General features: G+C 46.3%; 16 protein-coding genes and 1 tRNA gene. 14 read left to right on the top strand and 3 right to left on the bottom strand.

The window, feature by feature from the left end; all coding sequences use genetic code 11:
- The first annotated feature begins 111 nt into the window (after nt 1-111).
- The 5 genes from ybeY (at nt 112) to QUA58_RS07030 (ending at nt 4,169) form a co-directional block, all read left to right on the top strand.
- On the top strand, nt 112-648 hold the full coding sequence (gene ybeY, locus QUA58_RS07050; protein ID WP_333250517.1) for an rRNA maturation RNase YbeY: 537 nt from the start codon (nt 112-114) through the stop codon (nt 646-648).
- 161 nt (nt 649-809) lie between these two features.
- A complete protein-coding gene (locus QUA58_RS07045) occupies nt 810-1,322 on the top strand; it encodes a diacylglycerol kinase family protein (RefSeq protein WP_333250405.1) in 513 nt (170 codons plus the stop codon).
- 177 nt (nt 1,323-1,499) lie between these two features.
- Complete coding sequence (locus tag QUA58_RS07040) at nt 1,500-2,087, top strand: aminodeoxychorismate/anthranilate synthase component II (protein ID WP_333250407.1); 588 nt, start codon at nt 1,500-1,502, stop codon at nt 2,085-2,087.
- Nucleotides 2,088-2,576: 489 nt separating this feature from the next.
- Nucleotides 2,577-3,359, top strand: coding sequence for an MBL fold metallo-hydrolase (locus QUA58_RS07035; protein WP_333393450.1), 783 nt, complete (start codon nt 2,577-2,579; stop codon nt 3,357-3,359).
- A 165-nt stretch (nt 3,360-3,524) separates the two neighbouring features.
- The gene (locus QUA58_RS07030; protein WP_333250410.1) at nt 3,525-4,169 is read left to right on the top strand and encodes a fasciclin domain-containing protein; all 645 of its coding nucleotides are present in this window, start codon (nt 3,525-3,527) and stop codon (nt 4,167-4,169) included.
- A gap of 281 nt (nt 4,170-4,450) precedes the next feature.
- On the opposite strand, the gene QUA58_RS07025 is transcribed toward QUA58_RS07030, so the two are convergent.
- Nucleotides 4,451-5,398 carry a cobalamin-binding protein gene (locus QUA58_RS07025; protein ID WP_333393448.1) on the bottom strand — a complete coding sequence of 316 codons (948 nt, stop codon included), beginning with the start codon at nt 5,396-5,398 and terminating at the stop codon, nt 4,451-4,453.
- Nucleotides 5,399-5,487: 89 nt separating this feature from the next.
- Entirely contained in the window at nt 5,488-8,151 is a 2,664-nt protein-coding gene (locus QUA58_RS07020; RefSeq protein WP_333393446.1) for a glycosyltransferase family 39 protein, read from the bottom strand.
- Between the two features lie 134 nt (nt 8,152-8,285).
- Here QUA58_RS07020 and QUA58_RS07015 point away from each other — a divergent pair.
- Nucleotides 8,286-8,358, top strand: a tRNA-Phe gene (locus QUA58_RS07015).
- Nucleotides 8,359-8,550: 192 nt separating this feature from the next.
- Here QUA58_RS07015 and QUA58_RS07010 read toward each other — a convergent pair.
- Complete coding sequence (locus tag QUA58_RS07010) at nt 8,551-9,924, bottom strand: DUF4339 domain-containing protein (protein ID WP_333393444.1); 1,374 nt, start codon at nt 9,922-9,924, stop codon at nt 8,551-8,553.
- Nucleotides 9,925-10,331: 407 nt separating this feature from the next.
- Between QUA58_RS07010 and ribBA the strand changes: the two genes are divergently transcribed.
- The 8 genes from ribBA to QUA58_RS06970 all read left to right on the top strand — a co-directional run bounded on the left by ribBA (nt 10,332) and on the right by QUA58_RS06970 (nt 23,410).
- Entirely contained in the window at nt 10,332-12,071 is a 1,740-nt protein-coding gene (gene ribBA, locus QUA58_RS07005; RefSeq protein WP_333393443.1) for a bifunctional 3,4-dihydroxy-2-butanone-4-phosphate synthase/GTP cyclohydrolase II, read from the top strand.
- 49 nt (nt 12,072-12,120) lie between these two features.
- On the top strand, nt 12,121-13,560 hold the full coding sequence (locus QUA58_RS07000; protein WP_333250426.1) for a pentapeptide repeat-containing protein: 1,440 nt from the start codon (nt 12,121-12,123) through the stop codon (nt 13,558-13,560).
- A 242-nt stretch (nt 13,561-13,802) separates the two neighbouring features.
- On the top strand, nt 13,803-15,539 hold the full coding sequence (locus tag QUA58_RS06995) for an ATP-binding protein (protein WP_333250427.1): 1,737 nt from the start codon (nt 13,803-13,805) through the stop codon (nt 15,537-15,539).
- A 586-nt stretch (nt 15,540-16,125) separates the two neighbouring features.
- The gene (locus QUA58_RS06990) at nt 16,126-16,677 is read left to right on the top strand and encodes a heme NO-binding domain-containing protein (RefSeq protein ID WP_333393440.1); all 552 of its coding nucleotides are present in this window, start codon (nt 16,126-16,128) and stop codon (nt 16,675-16,677) included.
- Between the two features lie 7 nt (nt 16,678-16,684).
- Nucleotides 16,685-18,073, top strand: coding sequence for an ATP-binding protein (locus tag QUA58_RS06985; RefSeq protein WP_333250430.1), 1,389 nt, complete (start codon nt 16,685-16,687; stop codon nt 18,071-18,073).
- 733 nt (nt 18,074-18,806) lie between these two features.
- Complete coding sequence (locus tag QUA58_RS06980) at nt 18,807-19,811, top strand: RNA polymerase sigma factor, RpoD/SigA family (RefSeq protein ID WP_333250432.1); 1,005 nt, start codon at nt 18,807-18,809, stop codon at nt 19,809-19,811.
- Between the two features lie 465 nt (nt 19,812-20,276).
- Nucleotides 20,277-20,774: a hypothetical protein gene (locus tag QUA58_RS06975; protein WP_333250519.1), complete on the top strand. Its 498-nt coding sequence runs from the start codon at nt 20,277-20,279 to the stop codon at nt 20,772-20,774.
- A complete protein-coding gene (locus QUA58_RS06970; RefSeq protein ID WP_333393438.1) occupies nt 20,762-23,410 on the top strand; it encodes a CHASE4 domain-containing protein in 2,649 nt (882 codons plus the stop codon). Before QUA58_RS06975 ends, QUA58_RS06970 begins: the two co-directional genes overlap by 13 nt.
- Nucleotides 23,411-23,451 lie beyond the last annotated feature (41 nt).

The raw sequence follows: 23,451 nt of genomic DNA, 5'->3' as shown, positions 1-23,451 counted from the left end.
AATCTTCCACAGATTCCTGTAATCTGCCAGCTAAAAGCAAAAAGTCGATTAGCCTGCCCAATGTGAAATTGCCCAAAAATTGAATAAATTGCTTGACAAAAAATGCTGAAAATGCTAATTGAGGTCAACGTCGAAGACTGTTATGGGCTAGCCCGATCGTCTGCCGACGGTTCCAACCTCCCTGAAAGTGCAGCCAGCGGGGAAATTTCAACCGAAACTTGGGAAAATTGGTTTAGCGTTTGGCTGGAAAACCAAGAGGCGGATGTGCCATCCGCCCCTGGCTACGAAGTCAGTCTGCGTTTAACCGCCGATCCGGAGATGCAAGCCCTAAACCTCCAGTACCGCCAGCTCGATCGACCGACGGATGTACTAGCTTTCGCAGCTTTAGAGGTAGACTGTCCTCAATTAGAGGAAATGCAGTCCTCTGAACCCTTATACTTGGGTGATATCGTAATCTCGATCGATACGGCTCAGCGACAAGCCCAGCAGCAAGGACATCCGCTGAAAACCGAATTAGCTTGGCTCGCAGCCCACGGTTTTCTACACCTTTTGGGCTGGGATCACCCGGATGAGGAGAGTCTGACTCAAATGCTAGACAGACAAGAAACACTGCTACGGGCGATCGGTCTTACGATCCAAACAGCATAACTGAAGTTGATGGTTATTTAACAAATCATGTCAAGCCCAACATAACTTTCTGAAATTAAACCAGAACTTTAGTAAAAACTGAGAAAAGTTACCTAGACTTGATGAAGTTAATTTGAAAAGTTTAGCTTTCATTCATCTCTGTAAATTAAAGTTGGTTCTTTATGACACTAGATAGACCCTCAATTTCATCACAAGTCGCACAGTTTCTGCCCATGCCTCAAGACTCTTCTAGCCAGACAGTCCACGAGCCTAAAAAAGCCTTGAAATACAACCGAGAGCTGTCCTGGAAAATCGCATCTAGCTTAGCTACGAGTTTTAGATACGCTTGGGGGGGGCTGAGTTATGCTTTTGAAACTCAGCGCAATTTTCGGATTCACACAGTTATTGGCACTTTGGCGATCGGACTCGGACTATTTTTGCAACTACAACCGGTAGAAATATCTGTGATCGGCGTCACCATTGGCATAGTTTTAGCCATGGAACTGTTGAATACGGCGATCGAATCCGTGGTAGACTTGACAGTCGGGCAATCTTACCACGAACTAGCCAAAATTGCCAAAGACTGCGGTGCCGGAGCGGTTCTGGTATCGGCAATGGCTGCGATCATCGTTGGTACAGCACTTCTGCTTCCTCCTTTGTGGGCAGTCGTTCAAATTGCGATCGCCCGTCAGTAACTTATTGGGCCCATAAAATTTTAGGTTTTAGATGACCAATTTGAGATTTTGAGTTTTATTCGTCTATATTGCAGCTATTTTTATCTTCGGCATCTATCTAAAATCTTGAAACCCTTGTTTTCAGGCAGCGAGTCAATCTAAGATCTAAAATCTAAAACCTAAAATCTAACTTAACCCGTGATTATAGTCATCGATAACTACGACAGTTTTACATACAATTTGGTACAGTATCTAGGAGAACTAGGTGCCGAGTTGCCCGTAGCCAGCGAAGTTCAAGTCTATCGCAACGACCAAATTTCCTTAGCAGAAATTCGACAATTACAGCCAGCAGCCGTAGTGATTTCTCCAGGCCCGGGGCGGCCGGAAGATGCGGGAATTTCTCTGGAATTAATCAAAGAATTGGGCCCGACTTTACCAATTTTAGGCGTGTGCCTCGGACATCAAAGTATCGGTCAAGTATTCGGGGGCAAAATTGTTTCTGCACCCGTGTTGATGCACGGCAAAACTTCTCAGGTAGAACACACAGGAGTCGGAGTTTTTCAGGGCGTCGAATCCCCGATGATTGCAACTCGCTATCACAGTTTGGTAATTGAAAAGCAGAGTTGTCCAGAAGTTTTGGAAATTACGGCTTGGGTTGAAGACGGAACTATTATGGGCGTGCGGCACCGGGAATATCCGCACATTGAAGGTGTACAGTTTCACCCGGAAAGTATTTTGACAACTTCGGGAAAGCAATTATTGCGAAATTTCTTAGAACGGCTTTAAGTTGAAGGAAGAAGGAAGAAGGTAGAAGGAAGAAGGTAGAAGGAAGAAGGTAGAAGGAAGAAGGAAGAAGGCTCTTCGGCTTCGCTCAGGGTGAAAAGAAGGAAGAAGGAAGAAGGAAGAAGGAAGAAGGTAGAAGGAAGAAGGTAGAAGGAAGAAGGAATAAAACATACACAGCCAGCTTTTTAGCGAGCCGTATTTTACGTTTAATTAAGTGGATTTACTTAGTTGAATTTCTCTGAATTTGTCGGGTGCTATAAGAGCGAACCTTACGGTAAGACTAGGGTGCACATTTTCGCATCTGAACCGCCCACAAAAGGATACAAGCCTCCGAAAATCGTCGCGGTGAAGCCCAAATTTTAGACCAAAGTTCAATATCCCAGATTCATCTGTGGAGTAAATCTAAAATCTAAAATCTAAAATCTAAAATCGACTGACTGTGTTTTGTGGTATAACAACAAACGACCAACACCCGACAACCCCAACCACAAGATGAAACGGCGACAATTAATACGTTACGCACAGACGGGTTTGCTAGCAGCTTTAGCAACTGGTTTACCATCTGGATGGGAAAGCTATCAAGCTCAAACTGCTGATGCTTTGTCGATTCAGTGGTTGGGCCACACTTGCTTCTTGTTCGCCGGAGGCGGTGCGAGGGTGCTGGTGAATCCTTTTCGCCCCCTGGGCTGTACGGCAGGCTATCGCTCTCCCAAAGTACCCACTGATTTGATTCTGATTAGCAGCAGATTGCTCGATGAAGGGGCGGTGGACGGATTTTCGGGCAATCCCGGCCTTTTGTACGAGCCTGGGGCTTATCGATCGAACGGGCTGAGGATTCAAGGGATTCGCACGGAAAAAGACCGTGAGGGAGGAAGGCGATTTGGGGTCAATGTGGCTTGGCTCTGGCTGCAAGCCGGTATTAAGATTTTACACTTGGGTGGAGTTGCTGGCCCGATCGGCATTGAAGAACAAATCCTGATTGGGCGGCCGGATATCGTGCTGATTCCCGTGGGCGGAGGGCCGAAATCTTACACTCCGGCGGAAGCAAAGCAAACTTTGCAAATTCTCAAACCAAAGATGGTGATTCCCACGCATTACAAAACCCAAGCCGCCGATGCTGCTGCGTGCGATTTAGTGCCGCTAGATGACTTCTTGGGGCTGATGGATGGTACGCCGGTGCGCCGATTGAATAATGACACGATTTCGATTAAATCTGCTGACTTGCCCCAAACTGGTTCGGTGATTGAGGTTTTGAGTTACAGGTTTAGCGGTTGATGCCCGATTTCTCAGCTTGCGTTATAGTAAGGAAGTTTTGGTCGATCGGGAATACCAGAGAATCTTCTCTCTAGCTAAGCCTTTGGCAACCTTGCCTTTTGTCGAGATTTGGCTAACATAACAATTCATGTTCACTGTTTTATCTCATAAGGAAATGCAAGCGTAATGAAAAATCAAAATGTACCTAGCTGGATGAAACAACTCACAGGTTTCGCAGGAGTAATCGGCGCTAGCGCGTTGATTGGTTTCCCGGCTTGGGCTCACATCAACTCCAACACCAATGTGAAGAATGCAACTCCAACTCAACAAGTTGCAGGAAATGTGAAAACCGCTGCTTCACCAGCACCAATGGCTTCACCAAAACCAATGGCTTCACCTACCACAACTGGCGCCGCTAATGATATTGTCGCTATTGCATCTGGCGATGCTCAATTCAAGACATTGACGAAGGCTTTGGGAGCTGCAGGTTTGGTTACAACTTTACAAGGAAAAGGCCCTTTCACTGTTTTTGCTCCGACTGACGCGGCATTTGCTGCTTTGCCAAAAGGAACTGTGGAGAATTTGCTCAAACCGGAAAACAAAGCCCAACTTACTAAGATTTTAACTTACCACGTTGTTCCTGGTTCGGTTTTATCTACTAGCCTGAAATCCGGCGATGTTAAAAGTGTTGAAGGTACCTCGCTGAAGGTGGCAGTTAGCGCAGGCAAAGTTACTGTCAGCGGCGCTAATGTTGTGAAAGCTGATATCAAAGCTAGCAACGGCGTGATTCACGTAATTGACAAGGTTTTGATGCCGCCTGATGGGATGTAAAAATAGCCGTTTTTGCATCAAATGACATCAGATTTGGTCAAATGAATGCGAAGTAAGGACACAACAATGTTGTGTCCTTATTTGTATGGCAGGCAATTCAGAATTAATCTAGATCAAGCTTTAGCTAGCTGCAGGTAGTTACCACAAAGAATTGGTTTAAAGCCGGAACCCTGATCGGGAGAAATTAAAAGAAGACTATTCATTACTCCAATTCTCTTCTTTCCAGGTAGAGGTAGCTATCAACTGTCAACTGTCAACTGTCAACTGTCAACTGTCAACTGTCAACTGTCAACTGAAAAAAATGACTGCCAACCCTTACCGCGATAGCCAAAATCGAAGACTTGGGGATGGAGAATTTCTGCTAAAATTTCTAACGAATCAACCAATCTCGGCCCCGGCCGATTAAAGTAAGAATTGCCGTCAGTAATGTAAACTTTCCCGGTTTTTACTGCTGGCAAATTAGCCCATTCTGCGTATTTAGTTATCTGCATTGCTTCGCTGCGAGTGCGGTTTAAATCAAAGCCGCAAGGCATGAAAATAATTACATCGGGATTAGCTTCTACTAGCGATTCCCATTGTAGCCAAGGGGAATGTTCCCCGACAATTCCAAACAGCGAATTGCCTCCCGCCATTGCGACTAATTCGGGAATCCAGTTACCCGCAGCCATCAAAGGTTCAATCCACTCGATGCAAGCTACTTTGGGAAGTCTCTCTTTTGTGGTAATAATAGAGGATGCTTGTGTTTTCGAGGTAATAGCATTGATGCGGGATTGCAAAAGGTCGATCGCACTTTTGCCATTTACGCCCAAAGCATCAGCAACTCGCTGAATATCCGTCCAGATTTCTGCTAGCAGATTCGGCTGCAAAGAAATAATTTCCGGCTTGCTATTTACCAGGCTGCTTACTGCTTGTTCAACCTCTGTTAGAGAACAAGCGCAGACTTCACATTGAGCTTGAGTAATAATGTGAGTCGGCTGCAATTTTTCCAAAGTATCTATTTCTACTTTATAGACACTCAGCGCATTTTGCAACAATTCTGTCACGCGGTTGTGAATTTCGCTGCTAGTTCCTTCGGGATTGAATTTAGGCTGAGTGCAAACAGGTAAATTTTGGATTTCTGGGGGATAATCACATTCGTGGGAACGGCCCACAATTGCATCGGTTAATCCTAAAACTGCTACAATTTCGGTGGCACTGGGAATTAGAGAGACAATTCTGAGTTGGTTCATTGATTTTCGGTTTTTTACACATTTATAAGCACAGGCGTTACAGATTTAGAAGCACAGGCGGGACGCCCGTGCCACAATAAAAAGGATTGTTAAACTTTCAACTTTTTTAAGAATTGCAAATCTTGCCATGCTTGAATTAGATTACCTTGCATCAGAGCCGCTACACCGTTTAAAACTCTAATTTCCGGTAGGTTGGAGTTGAGAGCGAGAGCAGGTTTTAAGGCAGTTTGAGCGGCTTTGGGATGCCAGCCGTACAGGTGTACAAAAGCGAGATAGGCGTAAGCGTAAGGGTTTTTTGAGTCGAGTTGGGTAACTTTTTCTAAGGCTGCGATCGCACTTTTGACATTTTGCTGCAATACCCGAGAAAATGCCAAAGCATAAGCCAATTCTAGATTATTTGGTTCTTGCTTCAGCCGATATTCTAACGCTTGTTCCGCTTGCACTGTATAATCCTGAGTTGGATCGTACTGATTAATGCGCCCAATCTGCTCGAACACTGGTTCTAAACCGGGCAATCCTTTGGGTAAATTAACCGCCATCGCCCGCAATTGAGTCACCAAATCTAACTCAGGCTTATCTGTATTATCCTCGTTTCCAGGCGCTTTATTCTCTTTCCCAGGCTCTGCGTCTATCTTAACACTAACTGTCGGCACATTAATCGGATAAGTTTCGCCAGTTTTTCGATTTAGATAAGTAGCTTGCAGATTGTAATTTCCCGGTGCAATATTAGCAGGAGGAAGCATCGCTGTGCGATCGACAACTCGAAACCCCACAGCAAATTTATCCGCTTCCAGCATCCCCGAATGCAAAGTCGCCTGGCCGATCGCGCGATCGTGTAAAATCCTGAAAGTCTTTCCCGGTGGAATATCGCCAGACTGCTGATTTTGCCACGTTACGAACACTAAACCAGACTGCAACTGCTGCCAAGGCCCAGACCAAGTATAAGTCACCGGCAGCGCGACTCCGGGAACTGCTGTTGCAGCGACAGTAACTCGATCTAATTGTACTTGCGATCGCGCTTCATTCAACGGCTGTATTTCGACAGGCTGCACTCGCTTCCGATAAAGATTTAAATTAGTATAATCGGGCAAAACCCAAGTTTTATCTAACTGAAATTTATCACCTTTTTCAATCGCCGCAACCGCTGCATTTTGAGCTTGTTTAATCCGTTCGCGAATCGAACCTTGCGGGCCTGTTTTGGTTACGAACCAAGAGAGCGATCGCACATCTTGCGGCACTTCTTTTAAATTTGTTCCCACCTGCCGCCCGTAAACCTGAAAATTCGCCAAAGCACCGTAAAAATTCAAATTATGCTGGTTAATTTCCGGTGTCGAAGGCAACACGCCTAAAGTAGATTGCAAATAAGGTTCCCTATCAATAATTTCTGCAATTACCTCACGGTGGGGCCACTCTTTACCCAAGTAAGGATAGTTAGAATTGCCGGGACTGATAATTTGAACTAAGCTATGTCCAAAAGCACCTCCCAGCGGCAAGATATGGAACAGCATGGCCAGAATTGCCAAGCCAATTGTACCCCAGCGAATTTGTCGTCCCCACCGAGAAGGCCACAGCGTTAAACAGTAGGCTAATAAAATAGATAAAACTGGCAAATAAGGTATCACATATCGGTCGTCTTTGTTGATATTTAGAGAATTAATTAAATAAGCTCCTCCCCAGAAAACAGCCAGCCAGCGACAGGAGTTGAGATGCAAGATTGACGAACTATTTTTCCGACGACGCCAATAAAGTATCAAGCCTACTAAGGGAACAAGTAACAGAGGCCAAGAAACCTGTTCTGGTAAGTGCTGACAGTAGTAAATCCAAGCGTCGATCGTATTGAGGGCTGGATCTCCTTCGGCGATCGCAGAATCCACCGTTGCCCGTTTTCCCCCAGTCAAAATTAACAGCCAATTGGTTTTTGCCCACGGCCCAAACACCGCCGCCGACAGCAACAAAGCACCAGTTAATTGACCTAATCTTCCCCAAGCTTTTTGCCGCACAGCACCCACAGCCAACCACACAATCGGGGTAAACAGAAATAAGACTGTAGTGTGTTTAACTAATATTGATAAGCCGAGAGAAATTCCAAAGGCGATCGCCCAAAAGAAAGATGACGGGGAGAGGGTATGTAGGGGCGGTGCCCCCGTGCCCGCCCCCGATGGGGAGAATTTATGCTTCTTTTTAGTTCCTTCTTCCAACTTCAGTCTATCCGTTACATCCGTTACAAAATCCGCTGCCGAACCTTCTTGCTTCCACATTGTCAGACAATAGAAAGCAAAAGTAATCGCAGCAGTGAGGGGATAGTCGAGCAAAAATTGCAAGCGGAACCGATAAAGTCCCGGCAACAAAACGCAAATAGCAGCGGCCCACAAACCGACTTGCCGGTTAAATAATTGGACGCCCAGACTATAGACTGAGGCGAGGAGAATTGCACTAAATAGTAAATGAACGAGGGTTGCCCGATCGCCCCCGGTACCAAAAGCCTGAAGAAACGGAACCGTTAAGATATACACCAGGGGCGGAATTTTCGTCGAAAGCAGCCAGAAGTTTGTCCACCACTCCCCGGAAAACCACTGAGGATGCTGCAACGCCTGCAAGTAATTCAGGGTACTCGTGAGGTATTCTGCCTGATCCCACGCGGGGACAGATTGATCGAGGGCAAACCAGAGGCGATCGCTAATTGCCCCCAGCAGCCAAATTATGCCCAAGACAAGCAGACTCTTGCCCCCATTGCCCCGATGTTGCTGTGTCATTGCGATTTTTGGATTTTAGGCGTGCAGCTTTTACATTACAGGCGGGCGGTTCCGGGCGATCTAAAAATTATTTTAGAAAAGTGCTTGCTAAATTGCCTATGTGTCTGTTAAGGTGGTTAAGCGTAAAAAAACAAGCCGAGATAGCTCAGTTGGTAGAGCAGTGGACTGAAAATCCACGTGTCCGGAGTTCAAGTCTCCGTCTTGGCATCGCAAAGCCCTCACAAAGTTGAGGGCTTTTTTTTAGGGCGAAATGCGGGCAATGCAGTCAATTATCGAACTCGATTTGCCCGAAAGTTTAGCTGACGAGATTGATTAATCTGTTCGACGTGAATATTTAAAGCTGTGGAGAAGCGTTCAGCCCCGCCGAAAATAGTTTTTAGAGTGAATTATTTAACTGTCTTATTTTTGAGTGAGGTACGCCCCTAGTTCGGGAATTTCACCGGCGCGCTGCCACTCGGCTTGTTCGCGCCGCACTTTGGTTCGGGCTGTGATTTCCTGAACCTCCCATAATTGCAATTTGGTATAGGGCCCCTTGGCTTCTCCGCTGCGAAACACATACCATTGAGGAACTTCAGGAGTTGGCTGGGTCGATCGTCTCACAGGCTTCATCCGATTCATTCCAGTTGTGGCTTTGAGCTGATTTAGCTCTTGTTCTACCGGATTCGCAGGCGGTGAGTTAGAATTGGGCGATCGCTTTTTCTTAGCTGAACTCTGACTTTTCTTAGCCTCCGGCTTACCTCTGGCAATTTCAACTTCGCGACGCCACCCCCAGAAATGCCACAGCGCCGCCCAAGTTAGCACCGCAACCAATCCTAAAATCTCTTCTTGCGTTTGTGTCAACTCCGACAAATCTCCAAACAGCACATAACCGAAAAAAGCGAGGATGAGCGATATGAAATTTAGGTAAATTAGGTTGGTAGCGTCGTTAGCCGCTAAGTGCCAACTGGTTGTGTGCCGAGTAAAAGATTGGCTAGTTGCTGTTTTGTTGTGTTTCCAGGCTTTTCGGGCTTGAAGGCGACTGTAACCAGGAGAGTCAGCGGGCCACCACGTCGCGGCCCAATTAACTAGATGCGCTGACCAATACTGCAAAGCTGCATATCCCACTATTCCGCTCAGCAGTACGCAAATAACTAACAGAAAGGTTGTCAGCGGCAGTAGCTGTTTTGGCATGATTTGGGCCGTCACAACAGTTAGCACAAAAAACGGGGTACCACTTACTATTGGAACTAACAGGAGTTCAAATATCTTTAGAAGGTCTGCATAGAAAATCCCTAAGAATTTAAAAAGAATTTTAAGCAGCTTTGCAAAGCGGAAATGATACAGGTAAGCAGATGCGATCGCAGTTCCTAGAATTAAAGAAATGAGAGCGCCCGAAGAGCTGTTGACGGGTAGCATAAAAATGGCGATAGCCGGAATTCCCATCAAAATCCCAGCAGGTAGCGTCAGAAATGCGATAATGCCTTCCCTCCAGTGCTGCCAAGCCGATACAGTCGGCGGTTGCTGATTGTGCCTGCGGATTTCCCCCCACTCGGCAACCTTCGTTACTCCCCAGTGATAAAAAGCAAATAACAAGATTTGGCATAACCAAGCAAATGCGATTACGGCTTGAAAGTCAGAGTTCCTGATGGTGTACCAGTATGTCCTGCTAAATCGGTAGGAATAGTAGTAAGCATTGGGCCACAGCACAGAAATAATCAGCCAAAAGCTAATGCTTAAGGCAAATCCTTTTGCCCATGATGTAGGATGGGGGAGGAATTTCGGCCAGTTATTCATGGTTGGGAGAATTTGACGGGATATTAATATTGTGCCACCGGGCAGATATTTTAAATGTCAGCCTTCCTCAAAAAATCATCTACTTCATTAGCCACAATCTCGTAGTAATCCGCCCTAATTTCAATATTGCTTTTGCCCGATCGCACATTGTCTCCAAACAATCAACATTATAATTAAGCAATTAGGAGCTTGGAAGTAAAGTTTATCTAAAATATTCGCGATCTCAGTCAAGCTCATGAAATATTTTGGAGAGATTTTGTTGACAAGATGCAATAATTATAGTAAGTGACTTTAGAAATATTGTCAAACTCATCTCGATCGGGGAAGGCCCCTGCCGGAAACAAAAGGTTACAATCAAAAATAGATTCTATTTCCATAACAATACAGTTTATAGCTTGAACTTCTCAGTGCCAAATAACAACACCTCAACTCAATCCTTTCAATTTGACTCAATTGACAGCGCCCTCGCAGACCTCAAAGCAGGTCACATGGTGGTAGTAGTCGATGACGAAAATCGCGAAAACGAAGGCGACGTGATTTGTGCCGCCCAATTCGCCACCCCCGACAACATCAATTTTATGGCCGTGAACGCGCGGGGTTTGATTTGTCTAGCATTGAGTGGCGAAAGGCTCGATCGCCTGGAACTGCCCCTGATGGTCAGCAAAAACACCGACAACAACCAAACAGCCTTCACCGTCAGCATCGATGCAGTTAACGGCGTCAGTACCGGTATCTCCGCCGAAGACCGGGCGCGCACCATCCAAGTAGCAATCCACCCGGACACCAAACCTCAAGACTTGCGCCGTCCCGGTCACATTTTCCCCCTGCGGGCGATCGACGGTGGCGTCCTCAAACGCGCCGGCCACACCGAGGCCTCGGTTGACCTCGCCAGACTCGCCGGCCTGTATCCCAGCGGCGTGATCTGCGAAATTCAAAACCCCGACGGTTCGATGGCGAGGTTGCCCGAATTAATCGACTACGCCAAAACCCACAACCTCAAAATAATCAGTATTGCTGACTTAATTAGCTACCGACTCAAGCACGATCGATTCGTCCGCCGCGAAACCGTCGCCAAATTGCCCACGGAATTCGGCGATTTTATGATTTACGCCTACCGCGACACTCAAGACAATTCAGAACACGTTGCTATTGTCAAGGGCGATCCGGCAGAATTTAAAGACAAACCCGTGATGGTGCGAGTACATTCCGAATGTCTGACCGGCGATGCTTTGGGTTCCCTGCGCTGTGACTGTCGGATGCAACTGCAAGCGGCACTGAAAATGATCGAAAGTGCCGGTGCTGGCGTCATAGTTTACTTGCGCCAAGAAGGTCGGGGGATTGGATTGGTAAATAAACTAAAAGCTTACTCGCTGCAAGATTTGGGATACGATACCGTAGAAGCCAACGAACGGTTGGGATTTCCCGCCGACTTGCGGAACTACGGCGTCGGAGCGCAAATGCTCAACGATTTGGGAGTTCAAAAAATTCGGTTGATTACCAACAACCCGCGCAAAATTGCCGGTTTGAAAGGTTACGGGATTGAAGTTGCCGATCGCGTCCCCTTACTAATTGAAGCCACAGATTACAACTCGATCTATCTGGCAACAAAAGCCGAAAAACTCGGTCATCTGCTACTGCAAACTTATTTAGTAACAGTGGCGATTCAGTGGGGCGAAGCGAAGGAAGAGGGAAGAGCGAAGAAGGAAGAGGGAAGAGGGAAGAGGGAAGAAGGAAAAGAGGAAGATTCTGCCATCCAAAATCGGTACGAACACCTCGAAAAACTGCGGCAGTTGGTAACAAGTCGCGATTTACTGCTGCAAGAAGAAGCGCGGCCGGTAGGTATAGCGCTGTTCGGAGAAGGCTCCCTCATCGTTCACCTCGGCTTTGATCAAGCCGGACTCGCAACCCCCGATTGGTACAAAGATCCAAACCATCCTTACGTCAAGGCGATCGGTCAAATTCTCGGCGAAATAGCCACCTGGTCGGATTTGCAAAAATTAGAATTCATGGTTTCCTCCGGTGCCGATCCGCTCAAAACCCTGCAAGTCCAGCTCGATCGCGAGACATTCCCCCTCGAACAAGTGGTGGGAGAGTGCGCGAGGCTCGAACCTCAAAAAATCTACAGTTTTTGCCATCTTCCCGATTAAGCCATCGGAATGCCAAGCTAGGTTGAGCATTAAATAGAGCAAATTTGACATGGACATGAACGTTGGTGACTTTCTGCACCGGCTCGACCTCAGGGGACAAGCGCTTAAAGGCACCAACCTCGGGGGTGCGGAACTCCGGGGAGCCAACCTCAGGGGAACAGACCTCCGAGAAACCAACCTCAGCGGCGCTATGCTTAGGTATGCAGACCTGATTGAAGCCGACCTCACCGGCGCCAATCTGTGCGGTGCGGATTTAGCTGAATCATTTCTCAATTTAGCCAATCTCACTAGAGCCGATTTGACCGGTGCTGTCCTCCGAGAAGCTACTCTCGTAGGAGCAGAACTCAGTCAAGCCAATCTCAAACAAGCAAGTTTGATCAAGGCTAATTTAGTGGGAGCAAATCTCCAGGAAGCCAACTTAACCAGAGCCAACCTCAGCGGGGCGGATTTACGCGGTTCTCAGTTGAGCGGCGTGATTTTAGACAAGGCCGTCTACAACAACCGGACTATTTTTCCTGACGATATTGACCCTGGTGCAATGGGAGCATTTTTGCTAGCTCCCAATGCTTCGCTCCCTGGCTTAAATCTGGCTATGGTAGATTTGACCGAAGCCGATTTAAAAGGAGCCGATTTGCGGCGGACAAACTTATACAAAGCTATTTTATTTGGCGCAAAACTCGATCGGGCAAACTTAGCAGGAGCCAACCTCAGCGCAGCGGACTTGAGGGAAGCTAGTTTGAGCGGCACGATTTTAGAGAAAGCAGTTTATAGCAACAAAACATTGTTTTCCGAAGGCATTGATCCCGCTCTGGGCGGAGCTTATTTAATTGCTCCCAATGTATCGCTGCAAGGGGTAAACTTAACCGGAGCCGACTTAAACGGGTCAGATTTAAGCGGAGCTAATTTGAGCGGTTCTAACTTAAGTTCGGTTAATCTCAAAAATGTAGACCTCAGCAGAGCTAGCTTAAAAAAAGCTTACCTCAAAGGTGCAAACTTGGAGCAAACAGATTTGAGAGGAGCAGATTTAAGCGGCGCAATTTTACACCAAGTAAACTTGAGTTCTGCTGACCTCCGGGGTGTAGACTTAACAAGGGCTGACCTCAGCGGCGCTAATTTAAGGGATGCCGATTTGAGGGGGACAGATTTCACTGGAGCTACTTTGCTGTTCGCTAACTTGAGCGGGGCAGACTTGAGAGGTGTAGACTTGACAAAAGCTGACCTCAGCGGCGCTAAGTTAACCGAAGCTGACCTCCGAAAAGCAGATTTGATGAGAGTAAATTTGGAGGGAGCAGATTTAACTGAGGCAGACTTGAGCGATGCTAATTTATTCCGAGTCAATCTCAGAGGTGCTAACCTGAAAGGTACTAACCTCAAAGGCGCAAGTTTTAAAGGGGTATTTTTGACCGATGCTTATTTGAGCGAAACCGATTTGGCCGATATAGATATGAGTCCGAGTTTTTTTGAATTGCCACTAGAATCGGAATGGTAATTGGCAGTTGACAGTTGGCAGTTGACAGTTGGCAGTTGACAGTTGGCAGTTGACAGTTGCTAGTTGGCAGTTGGCAGTTGATTAGTTGCTAGTTGGCAGTTGCTAATAATTACCGAATAACTAATAAACGAATAACTAATAAACGAATAACTAATAAACGAATAACAACTGACAACTGACAACTAATCAACTGACAACTAATCAACTGACAACTAATCAACTGACAACTAATCAACTGACAAATGACTAATGACAAACCGTTAGGCTCTGTTATTCAAGGTTCTCTGAGCAAGGGATTAGAAGTGCGACTGCACGCAGATGTTTCGGTGGAAGATATGAGGGTGGGGAAATTTCTAGTAGTGCGGGGGGTGCGATCGCACTTTTTCTGTATGCTCACCGACGTGTCTCTCGGAACATCCAGCGGACGCATTTTATCCAACCCTCCCAACCCCAACGACGATTTTCTAATCGCAGTCCTCGCCGGTAGCAGCACCTACGGTACGATCGAGCTTGCGCCCATGTTGATGCTGACTGCGGAAAAAGAAAAATCTCAAGCAATCTTCAATCCAACAGGTAACGGAGTCCCTGAGAAAAAGGTGGCGTTAGGAAATTTGGGCTCTTTTGAGGCGCAAAGTGGCGCCGATATGGAACTGCTGCCGGTTAAAACGATTCCCAGTCACTTTTCCCAGGTGTTTGATGCCAAAGAAACCGATTTTAGGGCGGTTTTTGGCTGGGAAGATGACCCGTACCGTTGCAATTTTGCGATCGGCAAACCGATTGACATGGACGTTGCTGTGTGCTTGGATTTAGATCGATTTGTGGAACGCAGCAACGGAGTTTTTGGCAAGTCTGGAACCGGAAAATCTTTTCTGACGCGCTTGCTTTTATCGGGAATTATTCGTAAACAAGCTGCTGTTAATCTAATTTTTGATATGCACTCTGAGTACGGGTGGGAAGCGGTTTCCGAAGGAAAACAATTTAGCACTGTTAAAGGTTTGCGGCAGTTGTTTCCCGATAAAATTCAGATTTATACTCTCGATCCAGAATCGACAAAACGCCGGGGAGTCCGCGATGCTCAAGAGTTGTTTTTGAGTTTCGAGGAAATTGAAGTGGAAGATATCTCGCTGGTGCAGCGGGAGTTAAATTTGTCGGAAGCTAGTATCGAAAATGCGATTATTTTACGCAATGAGTTGGGCAAGGGTTGGATTAACAAGTTGCTGGAAATGACCAACGAAGATATTCAAATGTTTTGTGAAGAAAAGCGGGGAAATAAGTCTTCGATTATGGCTTTGCAGCGCAAATTAGAGCGGTTGAATGATTTGAAATATATTCGCAAACGCTGTCCAAAAAATTATGTAACTGAAGTTTTGCAGTGTTTAGATGGTGGCAAAAATGTAGTAATTGAGTTCGGTTCGCACTCGGATTTGCTGTCGTATATGTTAGCGGCAAATGTGATTACTCGCCGCATTCACGCATCTTACGTGCGGAAAGCTGAGAAGTTTTTGATGAGCAAAAATCCGTGCGACAAGCCGCAACCGTTAGTGATTACCATTGAGGAAGCTCACCGTTTTCTCGATCCGGCGATCGTGCGATCGACTATTTTCGGTACGATCGCCAGAGAAATGCGAAAATACTTCGTAACTCTGCTGATTGTAGACCAGCGTCCCTCCGGCATCGACGCCGAAGTCATGTCGCAAGTCGGAACGCGGATTACAGCCTTACTAAACGACGATAAAGACATCGATGCTATTTTTACCGGCGTTTCTGGAGGGCAGAGTTTGCGTTCTGTTTTGGCAAAACTCGACTCGAAACAGCAAGCATTAGTTTTGGGCCACGCCGTACCGATGCCCGTAGTCGTGCAAACTCGTCCTTACGACGAGCAATTCTACAGAGAAATTGGGGATATTGACTGGCAAGAAATGCCCGATGAACAAGTATTTGCAGAGGCCGAATCTGCTAAAATGGATCTGGGGTTTTAGATTGACAACGGCTAGATTAATTACAGAACTTAGGCAAATGTTACTGTAAATTAGTCTTTGCGAACAATTGGCGATCGCTGGCAAGGAGGGAAATACCTGGTTTTTGCCTGAGTTATAAATTAGAAAGTGCGAGGATCGACAGTAAAATAAAATTAGCACTCATCTAGGAACCCAGGAGTTTTCCCCGTCATACCCTCAGCCCTCATTTCACAAAATTTAAGATAAATAAAACTTAGGCATTTAAACGCAATTTTTAAGGGTTTGAGGATTTTTTAGCAGCTAGCTAGGAGTCGGAAAGCCCGATCGTCTATAACTTTATGGAAACCCAAAATCAGAGTTTAAGTTATATTAATCGCTTGCGGCACCCTCGACTGTCATAATCGGTTTTAAAGGAATTTCACCAATTTACTATGTGAGTTTTTATACAAAAAAATGTTAATTTGTGGCCCGATCGCAATTTGGAAATTCCCGTTCTAATTCGCAGTTTGACAATTCTCGGTGCGGCAGGTGGCATACAATATAATTCAAGCCAGTTGAAGTGCAAGTATCAAAAAAAAACACTCGCTTCGATAAGCAGGAGTAATAAATGTACGGTTTAGTTAACAAAGCGATCGAAGAAATGGTTTGTTCTCGCTTCGGGGAAGAGACTTGGGAAACCATCAAAGAGAAAGCAGATGTAGACATTGACGTTTTCATGACAATGGATGCTTATCCAGACGATCTCACTCACCGGCTGGTACATTCGGCAAGCGAAGTGCTAGCAATCAGCGCCGATGATATTTTACAGGCTTTCGGCGAATACTGGGTAATCTATACCGCCTCTGAAGGCTACGCCCAAATCCTCGATATGGCGGGAGATAACCTGCGGGAGTTTCTGGCAAACCTGGACAACCTCCACGCCCGCGTAGGGTTGAATTTTCCCCAGCTTCAACCGCCTTCGTTTCAGTGTACTGAAAACTCAGAAAATAGCATGGAACTGCACTATTACTCTCACAGGCAAGGGTTTGCCCCAATGGTGAAGGGGCTGTTGAAAGGTTTGGCGTGCCGATTCCAAACAGAGGTAGAGATCGAGCAAACAAGCGATCGCACTCAGGGAGCAGATCGCGACGTGTTCTCCATCCACTGCAAATCTAGCTAAAACTATTATGGTTTCCCCTGTATTCAGTTCTTCTCCTCTGATATTTGCAAAAGCTTTTCCATTTCATTTAGCATTCCGGAGATGGGAGACTGAAATTGTGCATTTGGGAGATGTTTTAGCTCGGATCTGCCCCGAATTATCTTTAGGAAGTTCGCTCAAGGAACACTTTCGGATCGAACGGCCGAACGTTCCTCTAGAATTTGACGCCATTCGAGAGCAGTCTCGCTCGATCTTCCTTCTCGAATCACTGCACAGCAAAATGCTGCTTAAAGGGCAGATGGTGGTGGCGGAAAATCAAGAAGTAATCTTTTTCCTCGGTTCCCCTTGGATCGCAGACTTAGCGGATCTCGCCCCGCTGGGGCTGACGATTAACGATTTCGCCCTTCACGATCGGGTAGTTGACTTGCTTTTCTTGTTGCAAGCACAGAAAACTGCCTTAGCGGATGCTAAAAAACTCACTGAGAAATTAACCAAACAGCGAGCTCAATTGCGCGTGGCACTACAGGAAGCAGAACAGGCGGCGAATGCTGTAGCCCAAAACCAACAACTCAAGAAAACTCTGCAAGAATTGCAGCAAACCCAAGCGCAACTGATCCAAAGCGCCAAAATGTCGAGCCTCGGTGAACTTGTCGCGGGTGTAGCTCATGAAATCAACAATCCCGTCAATTTTATTGTAGGCAACCTCGACTGCGCCCGCGACAACATTCAACAGTTGCTGAAACTGATAGAACTCTATCAAAAATACAATCCCGCTCCGGCACCGGAAATTCTAGCTTATAGAGATGAAATTGAATTTGAATTTTTACATCAAGACTTGCCTAAACTTTGCTCTTCCATGCGGGTAGGCGCTGACCGGATTGGCAAGATCGTGCTGTCGCTGCGTAATTTTTCTCGCCTAGATGAAGCGGAAATGAAGTTTGTCAATATCCACGAAGGGCTAGATAGTACGCTGCTAATACTGCAACACCGGCTCACAGGAAATAATGGCAGGCCGGAAATTGAAGTGATTAAAGAATATGGCGATCTGCCATTTATAGAATGTTATGCAGGACAGCTCAATCAGGTGTTTGTCAATCTGCTCGGCAATGCCATAGATGCTATAGAAATGGGTGCCAGTGAAGGCGGTAGGATTCGGATTCGCACGGAACTTTTGCCGGCGGGCGATCGCGCCAGAGTGCTAATTGCCGATAACGGGCCGGGATTTGGCACTCTTGTTAGCGATCAAATGTTTGACCCGTTTTTTACCACAAAACCTGTAGGTCAGGGTACGGGGTTGGGGCTCTCAATCAGTTACCAGATTGTTGTTTTGAAACATCAGGGGTTGATTCGCGGCATTTGTGTACCGGGTTCCGGGGCGGAGTTTTACGTTGAAATTCCGTTGAGGCAAACAAATTAGGGCTGGCGCGTTCACAGCCAGCTTTTAAGCTTCGATCGCCCTCTGGAATTGTCTGTTATGTTCGAGGGGGAGAGGGGGAGAGGGGGAGATGATTCTTGCTAGTGGGGAATACGGCATTGAAATTTACAATTTAAATGCCCAACAGCCAGCTTTTATAGACCTTTACTTACTCGCATCCGAATTCGCATAGCATATTTTAATAAAAATGTCAATAAATATTTTAAACAGTTACTCGCATCTAATACGGCGATCGAGTTCGGTTATCTCGCATCGCAGCATCTAGGCAGGGAGAAAAATTCAAGCGATGATAGAACAGAGAGCAAAACAAAGCCCTCGAATTGCATGAGTCTGTTTGCATGAGTATTGTGAAGTTGAGTGGCAGTTAAAACTAACAGGGAATTCAAAACCTTAAGGAAAAATGTAGAATCTTGACCTTAAGACAGAGGTTTTTACCCTTTACGATCCTCAAAATTGGGAATAATATTGAGAAAACTAAACTCTTGCTTCACTTCGCCTTGAACTAGCCGTTAAAGCTAGTAAGCTACCGAAAATCGACGGGGATTACTGGAAAATCCAGCACAAAAGTAATCCCAAACAAAAAGCTTCTACCGATCGTCACCGATAAACAGGAGGGGAAACATCCCCTTTGTCGCAGTCTTTATCCCACTTGCAAAAGTGGGACAGGGTATCACCAACTTTTTATCTGTTGTTACAAGGAGTGCAATACTCACCCATGTCCACCACAACCCCCAAAAACAAAACAGTGAAAGCCGATCGCATGGGCAGCCGGCCATACTCCTCAACGGATACGGTTCGTACCTATCTGCACGAGATCGGTCGCGTACCCCTGCTAACCCGAGAAGAAGAAATTGTTTTCGGGAAGCAGGTGCAGCAAATGATGAAATTAATCGAAGCAAAACAAGCACTTGCTAAAGAATGGCAGCGGGATCTGACGAATCAAGAGTGGGCTGCCGAAATGGAGTTGACCGAACCTGAACTTAGCCGGATCTTACAAATAGGGCGGCGGGCAAAGCAAAAGATGATTGAAGCGAATTTGCGGCTAGTAGTGGCGATCGCCAAAAAATACCAGAAACGCAATATGGAATTCTTGGATTTAATTCAAGAAGGCACCCTCGGTTTAGAACGAGGAGTAGAAAAATTTGACCCGATGCGGGGATACAAATTTTCTACTTATGCCTACTGGTGGATTCGGCAAGCCATTACCCGCGCGATCGCCCAACACGCCCGCACGATTCGATTGCCAATTCACATCACCGAAAAACTAAACAAAATCAAAAAAGTGCAGCGGGAACTCACCCAGCAGTTGGGCCGTTCTCCCTCCCCTGCGGAAATTGCCACCGCCCTGGAACTGCAACCTTCGCAAATTCGAGAATACCTGCTGATGGCAAGACATCCAGTTTCTTTGGACTTGCGGGTAGGCGACAACCAAGATACTGAACTGCAAGAACTCTTAGAAGACGAAACTGCATCTCCCGACAACTACATTACCTCGGAATTGCTGCGACAAGACCTGAATACTTTGATATCAGAACTTACCCCCCAGCAGCGAGATGTAATAATTCTGCGCTTCGGTTTGGAAGACGGCACAGAAATGTCTCTGGCGAAAGTCGGAGAACGGTTAAATCTCAGCCGGGAACGGGTGCGGCAGCTAGAACATCAAGCCCTTGCCCACCTGCGGCGCCGCCAATCTCAAGTCCGAGAATACTTGGCTAGTTAGTCACTAAAAAAGTTGAGATTTCCCAAAATCTCAACTTTTTTTACGTTTATACCCGTTTGAAACAAGAATGTAAGTGTAAGCCGGTGATTCACACAATTAGGCAATAGGTCATTCCCAATTATTCCATTCTTTAATCTAAAAATAGGACTTACGCACTATCGAGCTTAAATCAAGGGTTTGAGATTGCTTCACTACGTTGTCTTCGGACCGAAAATCGTAGTATATGCGTCCAGGACTATAAAATTTAAAATCTAAAATGGTATTATTTGATGGGTGGATTGCCCAATCAGGACGGACGCAAAATTTATCAAAACTAATCTTAGATTTGAGTTCAGGAACCGGGCGGGCGATCGTTCCTTCAAATTAATAGCCAACATTAAGCCAAATACCCGGTTTCTCTACAATCTTTGTGAAACTGGTACAAGAGGCGCTTGGAACCAGGTATTTTAAATTTTGGGGTCTGGAGTGGTTTTGACTTATTTGATATTGACAGGAAGTTTACAAGCGATCGCGATCGTGCTTGCTCTCTCGCCCGGTAACTTGAGCATCGCATTCCCCGCACGCCGATCGCAGGACTCGGACATCAAATCCGGCGTTTTAAGCTCGCAATCTCCCCCAAATCCTGCGCCCGATACAGCTAGCGCAGGTTTAGCAGATGGCATTTACCTCTACGGCCAGTCGAGGAACCCAGAGGAAATTAAACAAGAATATTTTGTATTTGAAATGCGGCAGAGTAAGGTAGTCGGCGCTTTTTACCTGCCTCGGTCTGCTTTTTACTGTTTTTACGGCACAAGCGATCGAACTCAGTTAAATTTAATAGTAGTGGACAGTTACGACGGCAGTCGCTCTCCCTACTCCGTAAACCTGCAACAATATTACCCAATTTCTACCATCAGCGAGAACGATCGGCGCATCTTGGATATTTGCAAAGAATCTCACAAACAACAGGTGTGGGGAAAGTAGCAGAAGACTGGCGCCGCCCCAGCATTCAGGGTTCAGGAAACAACAGTAAAATTGCTCCTGAGTTGAGAATTTCGGACGAAAATCATACACACGGCAAGATGAAACTGCGTCGGAAAACACTATCGATCATTGGCATTACCATCGCTGGACTGACTGGCATTCTGTATGCCGCCTCATCAAGAATCCTCTTGGGCAGCCTTGCAAAAGCAGAGGAACAAGAAGCCACCCAGGTTGTCAAGGGAGTGCTCAGCGTGTTCGAGCAAACCGCAGATGACTTCAACTCGCGCTTTGCCGACTGGTCTGCCTGGGACGACACCTACGATTTTATCCAAAACCGCAACTCAGAATTCATTGACTCCAATTTAATTCCAGAAGGGCTGGCTAATATAAGAGTTAATATAGCCGTATTTGTCAATACTTCTGGCAAAATAGTTTACGGTACGGGTTTAGACAGCGAAAAGCTGAAACTAACGCCTGTTCCAGAAGCATTAAAACGGCGCATTTCTCTCAGTGACCCGCTGTTGCAGCACCCCAACGCCAACAGCAGCCTCGCTGGTATCATGCTGCTGCCGTCAGGGCCGATACTGATTACTTCCCGGCCAATTCTCACGACTAAAAGCATCGGCCCGATCCGAGGTACGCTGATATTCGGGCGCAATTTGGATGCTGCTGGTATTGCGAAGGTTTCTAAAATTACTCGCTTGCCACTGATCGTACACAGCGTTAATGAGGCTCATTTGCCTGCTGACTTTCAGCAACTGCGGGAGAAACTGTCGGAAAAAAAACCGATTTTGGTGCGTCCTTTAAGCGAAGAGTCGATCGCGGGTTACGCTCTAATCAACGATATTTACGATCGACCTGCGCTGCTGCTGCGGGTGGATATCCCCAGAGAAATATATCGGCAAGGTCAAATTAGTTTGCTCTACCTGCTGGTGTCTGTAATCCTGGCGGGAATTGGGTTTGTCGGCTGCACTTTGCTGCTGCTAGAGTATCTGGTGCTGTCTCGGCTGAGCGGTTTGGCAAAAGCGGTGAACCGCGTCAGCAGCAGCCAAGACCTGTCGGTGCGACTACCGGTGACGGGCGAAGACGAGTTGTCCGACCTTGCCCATACTATCAACGGAATGTTGAGTGCGATCGCGATCGCCGAAAGCGAACAACTTGAGGAAAAAGCCCGCTACCGAGCTGTCGTGGAGCAAGCTACAGATTGCATTTTCCTGTGGGACGCTCAAACCAAACGTCTTTTGGAAGCCAATACAGCGTTTACAGACTTGCTCGATTACAGTCTTGATGCGATTTCGCAACTGACTATTTACGATATCATCGCTTACTCTAAAGACCTAATTGACAACAATATCGAGTTGCTGCTGACGGACAAACAATTCAGAATTGGCGAAGTTCTCTACCGCCGCCGAGACGGTTCCTGCGTGGATGTAGAAGTGAGCGGGAGCGTGATTTCCTACGGCGGCCGCGAGATTATTTGCACTGTTGTCCGCGACATTACCGAGCGCAAGCAAGCCGAAGCCGAACTGCGAGCCTCAGAAGAACGCTACAGACTTTTGTTTAAAAATAACCCCCATCCGATGTGGGTTTACGATTTAGAAACTCTGGAATTTATAGCAGTCAATCAGGCTGCTGTCCAACACTACGGCTACACGCGCGACGAATTTCTCAACATGACCGTTGCGGACATTCGTCCTCCCCAAGAGCTGCCGAGATTGCTAGAAAATATCTCCCCAGTAGATGTCGGTATTGAGTTTGCAGGTGTGGGGCAGCACCTCAAAAAAGACGGAACAATTATTGATGTAGAAATTACCTCTTATACTCTGGTATTTGATAGCAGAAATGCTGAATTAGTGCTGGCTCACGACGTGACCTACCGCTTGCAAGCCGAGGCAGAAATGTACAAAGCCAAGGAAGCTGCAGAAGCAGCTAGTTTGGCTAAAAGTCAGTTTTTGGCTAACATGAGCCACGAACTGCGAACTCCTCTGAATGCGATTATCGGTTACAGCGAGATTCTGCAAGAAGAGGCTTTAGATTTGGGCGAAGAAGATTTTGTGTTGGATTTGAAGAGAATTCACAATTCAGGCCAGCTTTTACTTTCCTTAATTAATGATATTCTGGACTTGTCGAAGATTGAAGCCGGTCACGCGGAACTTGAATTAGAAACTTTTGACGTGTGCGAGGCTGTTCAAGATGTAGCCATAACTGTTGAACCGCTATTTTTGCGAAACACTAATCGCCTGAATGTGGAGTGTCCTCATAATATTGGCGAATTTTATTCCGATCAAATTAAATTGACTCAAATTTTGTTTAATTTGCTCAGTAATGCAGCTAAGTTTACTCAGAAAGGGACAATTACACTCAGCGTTGAAAGAATTAAAAATGACGAGAATAGTTGGGATTCTGAACAATTAATTTTTAATTGCAGTGATACGGGGATTGGGATGACTCCTGAACAGCTACAAAAGTTATTTCAACCTTTTACGCAAGCTGATGCTTCGACTACCCGTAAGTACGGAGGTACGGGTTTGGGTTTGGCAATAGCGCAGAAATACTCTCAGATGCTGGGGGGAGAAATTACTGTGAGTAGCGAATTTGGCAAGGGGTCAACTTTTACCCTGATTTTGCCAGCATAGCTATTTTTAAAATTTGAGAGGGGCGAAAAAGTCTTGACTAC

This window comes from Microcoleus sp. N9_A1 (assembly GCF_036701795.1).
In the GTDB taxonomy this organism is placed as follows: domain Bacteria; phylum Cyanobacteriota; class Cyanobacteriia; order Cyanobacteriales; family Microcoleaceae; genus Microcoleus.
This window is presented reverse-complemented; position numbering and strand designations above follow the sequence as displayed.